Origin of the sequence: Streptomyces microflavus, assembly GCF_014650075.1 — a bacterium.
GTDB lineage: Bacteria > Actinomycetota > Actinomycetes > Streptomycetales > Streptomycetaceae > Streptomyces > Streptomyces microflavus.
Genome location: NZ_BMUG01000028.1, coordinates 1 through 12,602 on the forward strand (window position 1 = coordinate 1; position 12,602 = coordinate 12,602).

General features: G+C 69.2%; 16 protein-coding genes and 1 pseudogene. 10 read left to right on the top strand and 7 right to left on the bottom strand.

Features of this window, described 5'->3' with window-relative positions; all coding sequences use genetic code 11:
* Positions 1–91: 91 nt before the first annotated feature.
* Complete coding sequence (locus IE264_RS37635; protein ID WP_191868517.1) at positions 92–211, top strand: 3-oxoacyl-[acyl-carrier-protein] synthase III C-terminal domain-containing protein; 120 nt, start codon at positions 92–94, stop codon at positions 209–211.
* 42 nt (positions 212–253) lie between these two features.
* Here the strand turns inward: IE264_RS37635 and IE264_RS37640 are convergent, their stop codons facing one another.
* Complete coding sequence (locus IE264_RS37640) at positions 254–493, bottom strand: hypothetical protein (RefSeq protein ID WP_190167933.1); 240 nt, start codon at positions 491–493, stop codon at positions 254–256.
* Between the two features lie 83 nt (positions 494–576).
* On the opposite strand from IE264_RS37640, the gene IE264_RS37645 reads away from it, so the two are divergent.
* From IE264_RS37645 to IE264_RS37660, 4 genes are all read left to right on the top strand, one after another.
* A complete protein-coding gene (locus tag IE264_RS37645; RefSeq protein WP_190167934.1) occupies positions 577–1,200 on the top strand; it encodes a hypothetical protein in 624 nt (207 codons plus the stop codon).
* Positions 1,201–1,208: 8 nt separating this feature from the next.
* A complete protein-coding gene (crr, locus tag IE264_RS37650; RefSeq protein ID WP_308428548.1) occupies positions 1,209–1,781 on the top strand; it encodes a PTS glucose transporter subunit IIA in 573 nt (190 codons plus the stop codon).
* A 418-nt stretch (positions 1,782–2,199) separates the two neighbouring features.
* Positions 2,200–2,688: a hypothetical protein gene (locus IE264_RS37655; protein ID WP_190167936.1), complete on the top strand. Its 489-nt coding sequence runs from the start codon at positions 2,200–2,202 to the stop codon at positions 2,686–2,688.
* Positions 2,689–2,910: 222 nt separating this feature from the next.
* On the top strand, positions 2,911–3,552 hold the full coding sequence (locus tag IE264_RS37660; RefSeq protein WP_190167937.1) for a uracil-DNA glycosylase: 642 nt from the start codon (positions 2,911–2,913) through the stop codon (positions 3,550–3,552).
* A 200-nt stretch (positions 3,553–3,752) separates the two neighbouring features.
* Here the strand turns inward: IE264_RS37660 and IE264_RS37665 are convergent, their stop codons facing one another.
* On the bottom strand, positions 3,753–3,896 hold the full coding sequence (locus tag IE264_RS37665) for a hypothetical protein (RefSeq protein WP_229887990.1): 144 nt from the start codon (positions 3,894–3,896) through the stop codon (positions 3,753–3,755).
* 114 nt (positions 3,897–4,010) lie between these two features.
* Between IE264_RS37665 and IE264_RS37670 the strand changes: the two genes are divergently transcribed.
* Positions 4,011–4,346 carry a hypothetical protein gene (locus tag IE264_RS37670; RefSeq protein ID WP_190167939.1) on the top strand — a complete coding sequence of 112 codons (336 nt, stop codon included), beginning with the start codon at positions 4,011–4,013 and terminating at the stop codon, positions 4,344–4,346.
* A 228-nt stretch (positions 4,347–4,574) separates the two neighbouring features.
* Here IE264_RS37670 and IE264_RS37675 read toward each other — a convergent pair whose 3' ends face one another.
* A complete protein-coding gene (locus IE264_RS37675) occupies positions 4,575–7,709 on the bottom strand; it encodes a DEAD/DEAH box helicase (protein ID WP_190167940.1) in 3,135 nt (1,044 codons plus the stop codon).
* Between the two features lie 616 nt (positions 7,710–8,325).
* Here IE264_RS37675 and IE264_RS37680 point away from each other — a divergent pair.
* On the top strand, positions 8,326–8,628 hold the full coding sequence (locus IE264_RS37680; RefSeq protein ID WP_229887993.1) for a hypothetical protein: 303 nt from the start codon (positions 8,326–8,328) through the stop codon (positions 8,626–8,628).
* Between the two features lie 220 nt (positions 8,629–8,848).
* Here IE264_RS37680 and IE264_RS37685 read toward each other — a convergent pair whose 3' ends face one another.
* Positions 8,849–9,073: a hypothetical protein gene (locus IE264_RS37685; protein WP_143674987.1), complete on the bottom strand. Its 225-nt coding sequence runs from the start codon at positions 9,071–9,073 to the stop codon at positions 8,849–8,851.
* A gap of 100 nt (positions 9,074–9,173) precedes the next feature.
* Positions 9,174–10,409, bottom strand: a complete 1,236-nt coding sequence (locus IE264_RS37690; RefSeq protein WP_032760762.1) for a helix-turn-helix domain-containing protein — start codon at positions 10,407–10,409, stop codon at positions 9,174–9,176.
* A gap of 536 nt (positions 10,410–10,945) precedes the next feature.
* On the opposite strand from IE264_RS37690, the gene IE264_RS38355 reads away from it, so the two are divergent.
* From IE264_RS38355 to IE264_RS37705, 3 genes are read left to right on the top strand one after another with little or no spacing between them, the layout of a single operon-like run.
* Positions 10,946–11,470 (top strand): hypothetical protein, encoded by a 525-nt coding sequence (locus tag IE264_RS38355; RefSeq protein ID WP_229887995.1) that lies wholly within the window; start codon positions 10,946–10,948, stop codon positions 11,468–11,470.
* A 7-nt stretch (positions 11,471–11,477) separates the two neighbouring features.
* Complete coding sequence (locus IE264_RS37700; RefSeq protein WP_032760794.1) at positions 11,478–11,717, top strand: DUF8825 domain-containing protein; 240 nt, start codon at positions 11,478–11,480, stop codon at positions 11,715–11,717.
* Positions 11,714–11,971: a LexA family protein gene (locus tag IE264_RS37705; protein WP_051822090.1), complete on the top strand. Its 258-nt coding sequence runs from the start codon at positions 11,714–11,716 to the stop codon at positions 11,969–11,971. The genes IE264_RS37700 and IE264_RS37705 overlap by 4 nt, the downstream gene beginning before the upstream one ends.
* Positions 11,972–12,032: 61 nt before the next feature.
* On the opposite strand, the pseudogene IE264_RS38830 reads toward IE264_RS37705, so the two are convergent.
* Both IE264_RS38830 and IE264_RS37710 read right to left on the bottom strand, forming a co-directional pair.
* A pseudogene (locus IE264_RS38830) lies at positions 12,033–12,116 on the bottom strand (telomere-protecting terminal protein Tpg); the annotation flags it as partial.
* 27 nt (positions 12,117–12,143) lie between these two features.
* A complete protein-coding gene (locus tag IE264_RS37710) occupies positions 12,144–12,419 on the bottom strand; it encodes a hypothetical protein (protein ID WP_229887997.1) in 276 nt (91 codons plus the stop codon).
* Positions 12,420–12,602 lie beyond the last annotated feature (183 nt).

Genomic DNA, 12,602 nt, shown 5'->3' on the forward strand with positions numbered 1-12,602 from the left:
CTCCGCAGCCCGCCAGTAACCCTCAACAACCCGACTTACACCGCTCGTTTGACAGACCCTCGACCGGCTCGGCAACACCGGTGCCGCCGGCGTGTTCACCGCCCTCCACCACACCACCACCGCCGGCCGGCTCCGCCCCGGAGACACCTACGTCATGTGCGCCATCGGCGCCGGATTCCACTGGGGCACCCTCTGCCTGCGCCAAGCCTGACCAAGTACCGAACAAATACAGCCTCGGTCCTGGTGGGCTCTCCTAATCAACTGTCGCCAGTGCCTCGTGGAGTCCAGCCCGCTGGTAACCGTGCGTACTCTCCAAGGCGTTTCGGGTCCATGTTCCGCCGGTCTCGTTGCGGAGCCGGGTGGTGGTCGTGTCGTCGTGGTAGCCGCCGGCGTCCGCGACGACGGGGGCGAGCATCTCAAGGAGTTGTTCTCGGACGGAGGCGGCGCGGGTGGCTGCCACCGGGGCGCCGATCTCGTTGAGGAGTGCGGGCACGTGGCCGGGGCGGGGCGGGTCGGCTGGCCTGCGCGGCGTCCGGGAAACAGCCAGGCCGATGCCTGGTTGGTGGCGGTGTTCATATGGTCGCGGTCGGCTTTGCAGTCCAGCAGCAGGGAAGCGGCTGGCTCGGGGACGGAGGAGGCCCGTTCCCCGAGCCGGAGGAGTACTGCTCCTCGGTCGTGGACCACGTCATCGACGGTGAGCCGGACAATCCGGGTGAGGGGTTCTGCGTAGAGGGGAACGATGACGCCGGCGACGCACTGCGGAACCGGCGAATCCTGCTCGTCATCTCACGCAAGGGATCACCGAACATCAAAGGCATCGGCACGTCGTCGAGCAGACCTTCGCCTTACTCCACCAGTTCAAGCGACTCGCCGTGCGCTGGGAACGCCGCACCGAACTCCACGACGCCACAGCCTGATCTGCTTCAGACGCCCCAAGAAGGCACGATCATGATCGTGTTAGGAGCCTCTTTGGTGCACTTGGATATGGCCCCGAAGGCAACGAGCGCTGCTGCCGCCGTCGCCGCAGCAGCTATACGCGATTGCATGTTCATCAACACAACTCCTGGCATGAGCTGTCTCATCGAGCCTTGGGCACGGACTGCACCGAAGTCACTGAGCGCCACTGTGTCGGCCATTGAGGTGACCCCGCGGCGGCCGAGGGGAACGTCCCGGGGATCGGTGATCATCATGGGGGCATGAGTCGATTGGTGTCCCGCCGTACCGTTCTTGCCGCCGTGATCACAGGTGTGGCCGCCGCCCTGCCGCATGCTCCTGCCCTGGCTGGCGACCGGCGCGCAGTGGCAGGAAGAGCATCCGCTGCGAACACGGTGGAGATCTACGCGCCTCTGTCCGGAGAGATCGTCCACATCGAAGACGTCCCCGACGTGGTGTTCGCGGAGAAGATCGTCGGTGACGGCATCGCCATCAAGCCCACCGGCAGCACGATTGTCGCGCCCGCCGACGGCACCATCGGCAAGATCTTCGAGACCAACCATGCCTTCTCGATCGAGACCGACGAGGGCATCGAGCTGTTCGTCCACTTCGGCATCGACACCGTCGAGCTGAAGGGGGAAGGCTTCCGGCGCTTCGCCGAAGAGGGACAGCGCGTGAAGCGGGGCGACACCATCTTCGAGCTCGATCTGGCACTGCTGGAAGAGAGGGCCAAGTCGACCCTTACCCCGGTCGTGATCTCCAACATGGACGAGATTACCGGGCTGACCAAGCTCTCCGGGACCGTCACCGCCGGCCGGACGGCGATCCTGCGCGTCGTCAAGGAATAGCCCCCTCCAGTGTGCGGAGAAGCGGTCGCCCTTGCCTCGCATTCCGGCCTGCGAGGCAGTGAGGTGATCTTGGCGTGGACGCGATGCCGCCAGCGTTCGAGCCGCTCTGTCCAGCCCACTCAAGCTTCGACGAGAATCGCTCAACTTTCACTGAGACAGGACAGCGTCCGCGCCGTGCCACCGAGCTGCGCCGCCTCGGCGCCGAGCCGCTCCGGACCCCAGCCGAGGACGCTGATGTGGAGCCCCGGATAGCGCCGGGGCTCCGATAGGGTCGTCCCGACCGGCCCGCACGCGGCTGGCACCGGGAGGGGAACCCGCCGTGATCGACCCTGCCACCGCCGCCAGTGCTGGAGCTACTGCTGTCGGCCGGACTGCTGCGAAGGCGGTCATCTCTAGGGCCGCCACACCGCTCATCACTGTGCGCGCAGGGAGCCACGAGGACGTCCACGTCCGCTGTGACGCCTTTGAGGACGCGCTGTTCGAGTACTTCTACCACCCCACTGCCGAGTACGAGGTCGCGCTGCGTCAAGCCCACCTCAAGCTCGCCCGCCGTTGCACGGACGAGCCCACCCGCGCCGCCGCCTGGGATCTCACCTTGCGCGTCATCAACTCCCGCGACCCGTTGATCAGCAGGGCCGACAGCGATGCGCTGATGGAGAATTACGACCACCACGAGTGGGTGCACTACACAGTCCGCCGCAGGAGTGGCATCTCCGCCGATGACGAGGCCACGCTCTACCTGTGGATCGAGGAGTTTCACAAGGTCGTGCGCCGCGGCCGCCTCGTGCGAGGCTGGGAAGCCTCCGCCCGCTGGCTGCACGCGGCCAACCCTGCCCGCCTCTTCCGCCGCCGCCGGAATACCCCCGTCGCCCAGCCAGCTGCGGTACGGCCGAACGAGGCCGGCTAGGGGGTTAATGAACGACTCCAACATCGGCTGGGCCGGATGTTCGGTCACCAGAGCCCACAGCGTTGATGTCGACGAGACCTCTACCTGGCCGGCTGACTTCTCCGACTTGATCGCCAGACTTGCCCGCGGCATTTCCAGGCCGGGGGCCCCGCCCCGTCGTCTGTATGTCAGAGGCGCCCGTTAGGGTCCGCTGCGACGGCTGCAGCTGATGTTGGAGGAAGCATGGCAAGACGTATGCGGGAAGAGGCGTTTCGGGTGGAGCAGGAGCAGGGGCGTTATGCCCCTCATGTTCGTCCGGTCAATGAGCTGGTTGATGCCTTGCGCGATCAGGACGGGCGTGGCTGGATGCCGCACGTCGCGCCCTGGCACGGGGGAGCTGAAGCTCGCGTCCTGTCCATTCTGCGGGACCCGGGCCCCAAGACTCAGGAAGGCGCCGGCTCCGGATTCCTGTGTGTGGAGAACGACGACCCGACGGCGGAGCTACAGGCCAAGATCTTCGAGGGAACCGGGATAGCGCCGCGTGACGTCACTCCCTGGAATGCCTATCCCTGGTACATCAACCGTTCGCCGAACGCGGCCGAACTCCAGGCCGGCGTCGGGGTCCTGAAGCAGCTGCTGGGGGTGATGCCCAAGACAGTGGTCGTGCTTCTCCAGGGCAACGAAGCCCAGGACGTCTGGCGCCGCCTGCTCAAGACGCACCCCGAAGTTCGTGACCGGACCCTGGAGGTGGTCAGCACCTATCACCCCGGTCGGCAGGCTCTCTTCGTGCGGGACGTGGAGGAACGCACCCGCCGCGCGCAGCACCGGATCGACTCCTACCAGAAGGTCGGCGATGCGCTCCGCGGAAGTGTCAGGCAGCCGTAGACGGCGCTGAACGCGCGCGAGGCCTACTCCCCAGTGGGCAAGATTAAGCCGGCCGAAGCGACGAAGTGGCCCTTCGGCCGGCCCTGTCTGGTCGTATGACCTGACAGCGGCAGCCCTGCCCCACCCGCGCTCCGAGGACCGGCATGGCCTGCATAGTGCTGCGACCGCATCGGCTGGCCGGGTTGTGTCGTCGTAGGGGCCTACAGACGAGTGGCGGCGAAGCCGATGAGCACGACGGCGGTGATGGCGATACCGATCAGTCCGGGCCACCCGCCCAGCAGCACGAACGCCGCCACGATCGTGAACGCGCCCAGCATCAGAGCGGCGAACGCCCATGGGGGCATGCCGCGGTCGTCACTGCTTGCGACTCGTTTATTGCTCGTCCCAGTCATCTGAGACACCGTAGCCATCGGGTGGTCGCGGTCTGCGACCGGGGCGGTGGCGCCTGAAGCACGGCCGTGACCGAGCCGCAGATCGCCGACCGCCACCTGCTCACCGCGCCGCCGAAGGCCAGTGACAGACGATCGATCAGTAGCACCTCCACCACCCAGGCCCAGGCCCTACCGCCCGAGGTCCTCGCCGACGTGCTGGGCAAGGCGATGTCGCCGGACTGCGGACACCGCTACCAGCGTGCCGCCTCCGACAAGCCCGACGGCCGCTACCAGGGCACCGCGACAGCGACGTGGTCGATCGCCTGGACCGCGCCCGCGCTGGGAGACGAGGGCGAGTTCACCGAGACCCGCGCCACCGCCAGGGCGGCATGGGTCGGTGAGTGCGATCTCTCGGTTTTGTGACAGTGGGGTGAGGGACAGCGAGGGTTGGGGGGTGTTGATGCTGGTCGTGGGTGGTTTCGGGGCTACGGGGTCGCTGTCCTGGAAGTGAGAGATCCACGGGGCATCGCTGTCGTGAAGCGTTATCGCGCGAGGGGTGACGCTGTCTCAGTTTCGTGAGTTCTGACGACACCACGAGACCCCGGGCCTCGACAGGCCCGGGGTCCGGTGGGGGAGCGGCCGGAGGACGTCTCAGTAGTCGTCCCGTCCGGAGGGCGGTCCGTACTGTTCGATGAGGTCGCAGGTGCAGGTGCCGCCCCCGTACACGGTCTTGTCGCACTCGTCATGGTGGTGCCGTACTGGCGGCCGCTTCGCCGGGACGACAGCCGTGGGCGAGGCGGGAGGCTGGTCGGCCCCGGTCCGGGCGGCGGCCCTGCGCTCCTGGTCCACGAGGGCGGAGGCGATTTCGTCCTTGCGCCACTGCTCGGGGGAGTTGTGGCGTACCAGGCCGCCCGCGTAGGCCATGCGCAGCAGTTCGGCCTTGGTGTGCTTCCGGGTCAGCTCGGCGAGGCGCTTCATGCGCGCCAAGCCGCAGGCTGCCTCGACTTTAGGCTCATCGTCCACCCCTGCGCTGCCCGCGTCGCGCTGCTCCGGCACGGGCGCTTCCGCCGGCGCAGGCTGCTCATAACCTCCGTCCGTCGATGCTGGGCCCGCCCAGTCGACGCCCAACGCCGCGAGAGTGGCGAGCTGTTCGGCGCTGAGCTTGTCCCGCCTGGCACGGGTGTTCGAGACCCATACGCCCAGTTTCACGACCACCGGCTCCGCCTCGCCGTCGACCTCGACCTCGACGACCGCACCGCGAGGTACCGGCCGGTCGGCGCCCTCCCGCTCGACCCACTGCGCAAGGGCCCCCAGACCCCGTTCGAAGGCCTGCTGTGCCTTGCTCGGCCCCTTCGTCGTCCGGGTTGCTGCCGGGGCAGGCTCGGGGAGCTCAGCAGACTTGATACCGAGTTTGGCCAGGCGCTCGCGTTGTTCGGGCAGGAGCTGCGCCTGCACTCCGGCTTTCTGTTGCTGCCATCTCCAGGTGCCGATGTCGTCCCCGTCGAACGTGACGCCGGGAGCGATGTACGGCAGGGCCCCGTCGGCGTCGACCAGGTCCGCGAGGACCCGGTAGTGCCGTTGCCAGTTCAGCGGCCACGGGCAGTTCCAGTCCTCGTCGATCGCGGCCAGCTGCTGAGCGCGCCGCGCTGCCCGCTCCGGATCCTTGCCCAGGCCGCCCTTCCTGCGGAGGTTGGCCAGGTGCTGTCCGATGGGTAGGGGGCTGCCGCCCGCCGGGTCATCCCAGACCGCGTCCTGCCGCGGTGCGAGGTGTCCGGTGGCCCGCCGGTAGGACCGGAGCGCGGCGAGCTTGTTCTCCCACGCCTCCTCGCCCGGCTCCCACACCATCCCGGCCTCGGGTGCGTCCAGCAGGGTCTTGCGCCGCTCCTCCAGCTCACCCGCCCGCAGGGATTTCCGCTGTTGATGGACCCATCGGCCAAGCGGGAACGCCTTCGTGACCCCCACCTCGGTCTCGACGTCGTAGGGGACGGCGTGGACGCCGGTGATCTCGTTCTCCGCCCGCCACCGGATCAGCGCCTGGTAGCCCTCCAGCCACACCAGCGACTCCGGCCGGTAGATCCGGGTCCGAAGGAACGCCGCGATGGTCGCTGCGTCGCGGGGGCTGGAGAAGTGGAGCAGGGCGGCTTCGGCGTCGGACTGAGTGTCGTCGTCCTCCTGGTCCTCGCCGTCACCGTCGCCTCCGGCCGCGACGATCTGCCCGTTCTCGTCACGCCGGACGTGGACCTTGCGCTTCCCGCTCGTGAGCGCGCGAGAAGCGAGCTGCTCGACCAAACGTTCGTCATGCGAACGCAAGCCCTGAAGAACCGCTACCAGGGGGCGGAAGCTGGCGCTGGCCACCATGTCGGTCGGGTCCTCGCCGGGTTCCAGGAACACCGGCACGATGATCCTGGCGACCTTGGTGGAGCCGTCGCGGTTGGGGCGCAGGGCGCGGCCGATGTTCTGGACGATTTCGACCTGGGAGCCGCGGGTGTCGGCGAAGCAGATCGAGTCGACTCCTCGTTCGCCGGTGATGTCGACCCCTTCGCCGAGGACGCGGCAGCTGGCGAGGAAGGCCCGGTGGACCCGGCGTCCGGCGGCGTCGATGCCGTTGGCGAACTGGCGCAGAACCTCGCGCCGCTCGGATACGAGGTGGTCGCCGCACAGCCACGCCGCCCACACCCGGTCCGGCGGTACGTGACGCCCGGCTTCCAGTTCGTAGAAGGCCGCGTCGATCGATGACCTCGGCAGCCGGTCCGCGGCCGCAAGGTCCTTATCCGAGGCATCGTTGACGTACAGGTCGGCGGCGGTCTCGGGGAGCTTGTCCGCGAACGCGCGGGCTTCCTCGACCTTCTGGTGGAACGTCATCACCGTCCGGAGGTTCCGTGCGGCCGCGTGCTCCAGGAGCGCGGTCTGCAACAGGGCCAGGCGCCGGCCGCGCCGCGCCTCTTCCGACTCCCCGACCACCGGGGCCGGGTCGCGGATCTCCAGGACGTCGATCTCGAACCCGGCGAGGATTTCCCGCTCCACCGCCTCCGAGAGTCCCAGCTCCGCGCCGGGGAGCCAGGCGCCGAACACTCCGTCCGGATCGTCCGCCATCGTCGCGATCTCCGCCTCCCCGCCGCCAGCACCCTTCTGGGGGCGGGGTGCGGCGAGGATGCGCGGGGTCGCGGTCAGATAGAGCCGGAAGTCCGCCGGGATCCGGGCATTGTCATGGATCGCCGCCCACGGACGCCCCAGCTCACCAGTAGTTGAGTGCGCCTCGTCCACGATCGTCAGGTCGAACCGGGCCATTCGCTGCCCGTACAGCCGCTCCCCGCCCGCCAGAGCAGCCTCCAGCGGCCCGCGAACCTTCCCCTGGCCCGATGGTGCGGTGATGTCCTCGCGGTCCACGAGGGAGGCGTAGGTGGCGAGCACGACCACGGGCCCGGTTCCGGCCCACAGGGCGAGCTGGATCGGGTTGGTGGTGGTGCGTACGCCGAGCGAGCCCAGGACCGGGTCGTTGTCCAGTGAGCACACCGCGGCCATCGGGGCCCGGTGGCCAACGTCCCGCCAAGCCTGGGCGGTCTGCGCGAGGAGGTCGAGGGTGGGCACGGTGACGAGGATCCGCCCGCCGGGGAAGCACTCCAGGGCGCTGGCGGCGGCCATGATCGTCTTACCGGAGCCGGTCGCGGACACGATCGTGCCCCGGGCCCCCTGCGGAGGCACCGAGGACCGGGCGGGGAAGCCCACCCATTTCCGGAAGGCCGCTTTCTGGGCCACCTGGTGTTCGCGGAGCTTGATGACGGACATGGGCGTCCTCCCTTCGGGTTCGTACGGGTCAGTCTTGCGGATCGGTCGGCCGACACGCCTCAGACCACCCGGCTCGCCCTCGGCGGCCGGCGCTCCGCTGTCGCCTGTACGCGGGAGTGCTCCAGCTCCGAGTGCCCAGCATGGTGGGGCGGTGCGCTCGGCTACGTGCTGCCGCTCGAAGCGGACCGGGCCAGGGGGCTATCGCCGACGGCCGCCGGCGCGAAGAATGGTGGTGGGCCGGGCCGAGGCCAGCGCTCTGGACGCGGCCCGGCCCCTCTTGTGCCATCGGCCTCCCGCCCCATCCGGCCGTCAGGGGTGGTGAGGGGCCGGGACGACTGCGCACGGCGTGCGCCTCGCGGTGAGCGCGGGCCCGTGTCCGTACGTTGATGGCGCCGGTTGTTGCGGTATGACGATCGCGCCCTTGCCTGCCCCTGCTGGGCTTTCTGGTGACATGCCGGTGTATGAGCCGTGGGCAGGGGGGCCCGATGTTCTGGCTGAAGCCGCGGAGGTCGGCCGTCGGGCGGCGGCGTGGATCCGGTCGCTGCCCGGCCCGCCGGTCCCTTGTCCGGTCAGTGCCTGGCTCGCGGGTGCGCTGCCCGGGGCGGTGGAGACTGCGATGGGTTCCCTGGACCCGGCGGACTGTGACCGGATGGGCCCTGACGGGCGGCTCATCGAGGGCACCGGCGGCGTGGACGCAGGGACGATGAGCACGTTGTCCGTGGTGCCGTGTGTGCTTTCGGAGGCGGTCTGGCTCACCCCGGACCAGCAGGTCCGCCTCCTGGCAGTGGCCTGCGTGGTCAGCGGGATCGTGCGGCTGCTCGCGGACGACCCGGGCACCGAGATCCTGCACAGCCTGGTGACCCGGATGTGCACCACCCTCGACCACTGTGGTGCCACCCTCGGCCACCGTGACCGCTGAGAGCGCCGCCCCGCGAGTTCAGTTGTCCTGGACCGCGCGGCCGAGGATTGTCTTGTCGCAGTCCACGCAGATCATCGGCGTCGTGCTTCCTTCCATTTCCGGGAGAGGACGACCACTTGGGGGCAGTGCTTGTTCCCTTTGCAGCGGCCGCAGTCGGTGGTGTGGTGCAGGAGCGTGCGGTACGCGGCTTCGGCTTCGGGGCTCATCGGGGCGAGGTGCTTCACCGGATGCCCCCAGGGGGGACGGGGACAAGCGTCCCGGCGAGGAGGGTATCGAGGCTGTCGCGAAGCTGCTCGGCCTCGGTCCGGGACAGAACCAGCGGCACTTCGGCCTGGAGCTCGTCGAGGTCGTACAGGGCGACGGGCACCCGCACTTCCCCGGTGGTGGGGTCGCCGAGCGGTAACACTGCGCGCTGCGGTGATGCGTGCCAGTTGGTGACAGACATGGGAAGGCCCCCTGCGGTCGGCCAGTGATGGGCCGTCACCGTAAGGGACATGGCAAGGGAGAACAGGTACAGCCTGTACCCCTGTCCCGGCCTGTACCCGTTACCCGACGGTAGCGACGCCGACCGCTTCGGCGAGACGGGACGTCTCCGCCCGCATCGACCTGGGACTGTTGCGCCACAGGTCCGCGGTCACCACCCGGGCTGACGGGGTGTACGCCACAGTCTCCGCGCCGATCCGGTGGGCCATCTGCATCACGTGCAGCGCCGCTGTGCGGTCCCCGCGCTGGAGGTGCCCACGGGCCACCTCCACCCACAGACGCGCACGGCGCTCCCGGGACGGCATGGCGTCCGGGTCGATATCGTCAGCCAAACCCAAGGCCTTCTGCGACTTCCGGAGATCGGTGGCCACGCTCACCGCGTGGAAGTCGACGTTCGCCCTGCCGAACACGGTCGACGGGTGTACATAGTTCGGTGGCAGATTCTTGGCGACCTGGTCGCCCTTGCCCCAGTACCGCCAGGCGTCGCCCTCGTTGCCCTCCCTGGCGGCCGTGACCGCGGCATGCAGTTGCAGCGCACCGTAGATGCCCCGCCAGTCCTCCGGGGCCCCCTCGAGGTGGGGGCGGATCAGGTCGGATGCCTCCATCACCACACGCAGCGCCTCTTCGGGGTAGGACGTCTCGCGGAGGATGTTGCCCATGTTCCAGGCGCTGGCCGCTATGGCCGCCGGCTGGTCCGCGGCCTGCGCCGCGGACAGCGCCCGGTCCGCGACAACCCAGGCGAGCTCGGCGGGGGCGATGTACGCGGTGGCCTGCCCCGCCAGCCGGTAAATGTCGGAGAGGGCGACGTAAGCAGCCCGCCGCTGGTCGCCGTCTAGCACACGAACGGCGTGCTCACCGTCCCGGATCAGAGCGGGGAGCAGCGCCCCTACCTCGGTCCTGTTTCGGGGCGATGAGTGCCACAGGCGCCACGTCTGATCTACCTTCCCCTGCAGCACGGCAGGGTCGACGGGGCCGCCGGTGGGCGGTGTGAGGGTGCGGGTCATGACCGCCGCCCAGATGTCCGGCATGACGGGGTTGGACAGCCGGCCCAACTGGACGGGCTGTGCGGTGCCGCCGGGATCGGCGCCGGTGATGACGGACAGGTCCGCGACCTGAAGGGCAGCGGCGAGCTGGAGCAGCAGGTTGTGGGACCGCAGCTCGCGTTCCCCCGTCTCGATCTTCTTCAGCCACTCGACACCGCGCCCGCAGAGTTGGGCGAGGACCGGGCGGGACATGCCACGGGACTCTCGTAGGACCCGGATGCGTTCGCCGGTGCTGAGTTCTGCGGGGATGTCCATTGGTGCCCCTCCGTCTGGCCGGTGCCGTACCCGTCAGCGTAAGGGCGCACCACGAAGTATGGGGAGACCGAACAATCCCGGGCACACAGAAGCGCCCCCTGCCCGGTCGGTGCGGTGTCGTAGAGCATTCCACCCACCCGGCGTTGGCTCCCGGTAAGCGACGGCCGGCGGGAGTTCGGCCGGGCCCTGCAGCCGGAGTGCTCTGTGATGGGTCGGTCCCGGCAGCCGTGCGGGCTGCCGGGACCGACTGCGGTCCGGTCGTACTCCATCCCAGGACGAGCCTGTAAGGCACCGGGCCTGCTCCACACACTCCATGTCGGTGCGGACTGGAGGTGAGCGTAGTGCGGCCGACGGGCACGGTCAGGGGAACGGGGAAACCATGGGGCGGAGACCAGGTGGGGAGCGGCGAGTGGTCCCGCAGAGCAGCAGATCGACGCCGTATCCACCATCGGCTGTGCCGCGTGACCGCCGTACGGGCCGAAACCGGAGACCGAATGTCGCCGTATCCGTACGGTGGCAGCGCCGGTTACCCGGTCATGACGATCGCGTACCTCCCCTTGCCCGCGGACGATGTGCCGCCTTACGAGCCGTGGGCGGGGGAGCCCGAGGCCTTGGCCGAGGCTGCGGAGGCCGGCCGCCGTGCGGCGGCATGGATCCGGTCCCTGCCCGCCCCGCCGGCTCCCCGTCCGGTCGGGACCTGGCTCGCCGGTGCACTGCCCGACGCGGTGGAGGCCGCGATGGGTTCCCTGGATCCGGCGCAGTGCGACCGGATGGGTCCGGAGGGGCGGCTCGTCGAGGGCAACGGGGGCGTCGACGCCGGCACGACGAGCACTCTGACCGTCGTGCCGTGCGTGCTCTCGGACGCGGACTGGCTCACCCCCGACCAGCACATCCGACTCCTCGCCGTAGCCTCCATCACGACCGGGATCGCGCGGCTGCTTGCGGACGACCCGGGGACCGCGATCCTGCACGGCCTGGTGGCCCGGATGTGCGCCACCCTCGACCACGCCACCCGCCCGGACACTCCCGGACTGGCCACGCAATTCGAACACACGCTCTAATATGTGCATGGACCGCTTCCCCTTCCCCGACGACTTGATCCGCGCCCAGCAGCAGTGGCACGACACCTACCGCGCCCTCAGCGTCCCCCGCCCCCGCCGTGCCGCCGAGCTGCGCCGCCGTCTCCTTCTGCTGTCCGTGCGGATCCACTGGCATCCGTTCTGGTCCACCCCCGACGGGTGGAGCCCCGCGGCACGGGTGGAGCTGCGCCGGCTGACCCTGGGAGATCGCCGGGCGGACGCGGCGTGAAGCGGGAGCCCCGCCCTTTGTCGGCGCGGCAGGAGGCGGTCATGGCGGTGGTCCGGTCCTGGATCATCGAGCACGGGCACGGGCCGACCATTCGGGAGATCGGTGCGAGGGTCGGTCTCTCCAGTACGAGTTCCGTCGCCTACCAGCTCGCCCAGCTCGAGGAGCGGGGTCTGATCAGCCGGACCGGCCGTGAGTGGAGCTCCTGCCGTCTGGAGAGCCCCAGGCCGCCCGGGCGCGGTCTGCGAAGCCGCTGACCGGATACGGCCGGGGCCGCGCCGGAAAGGGCGAGCACGCAGCATGGCCGGTGAGTGACCGCTACAGGTCGAACTCCAGGTGCTCGATGTCCGTGAACCGGACCTCGTCCAGGCTCCCGGCCCGATGGCCGCCGGTCTGGAAGTACTTCGAGCCGCACCTGGACACCCGGGATCAATCGAGACCGGACGCGAGTAGCAACAGCAGCACGAACAGGGCAATGGGCGAGAGCAACATCGTCGACACGTGCGCGAGCAGAGTTTTCGGCATGCGCAACAAGGCGAAAGACGCGGCACCTACCATCAGCCAGCCGAAGTACAGCTGACCGGCAGACTGCCAAGCAGCGGTCTCCTCCGCCCGGGTGGTCGGCTCCGTACCGATGACTCCTATGGATGCCAGGAGCAGCAGGGCGCACACAAGCAGGTCACCAAGAACGACGATCGCAGTCACATGCCCGCCCGCAAGCTTGGCCTGGCACCAGGGCCGTATAGCACTCATAAGATCCGGAGCCTACCCACGCCCAGAACGGCCCCGTCAGCCGAGCACGCTGAGCCAAGAAGTCCGGCCACAGGCCGCTACAGGTCGAACTCGAGGTGCTCGATGTCGGTGAACCGGACCTCGTCCAGGCTGCCG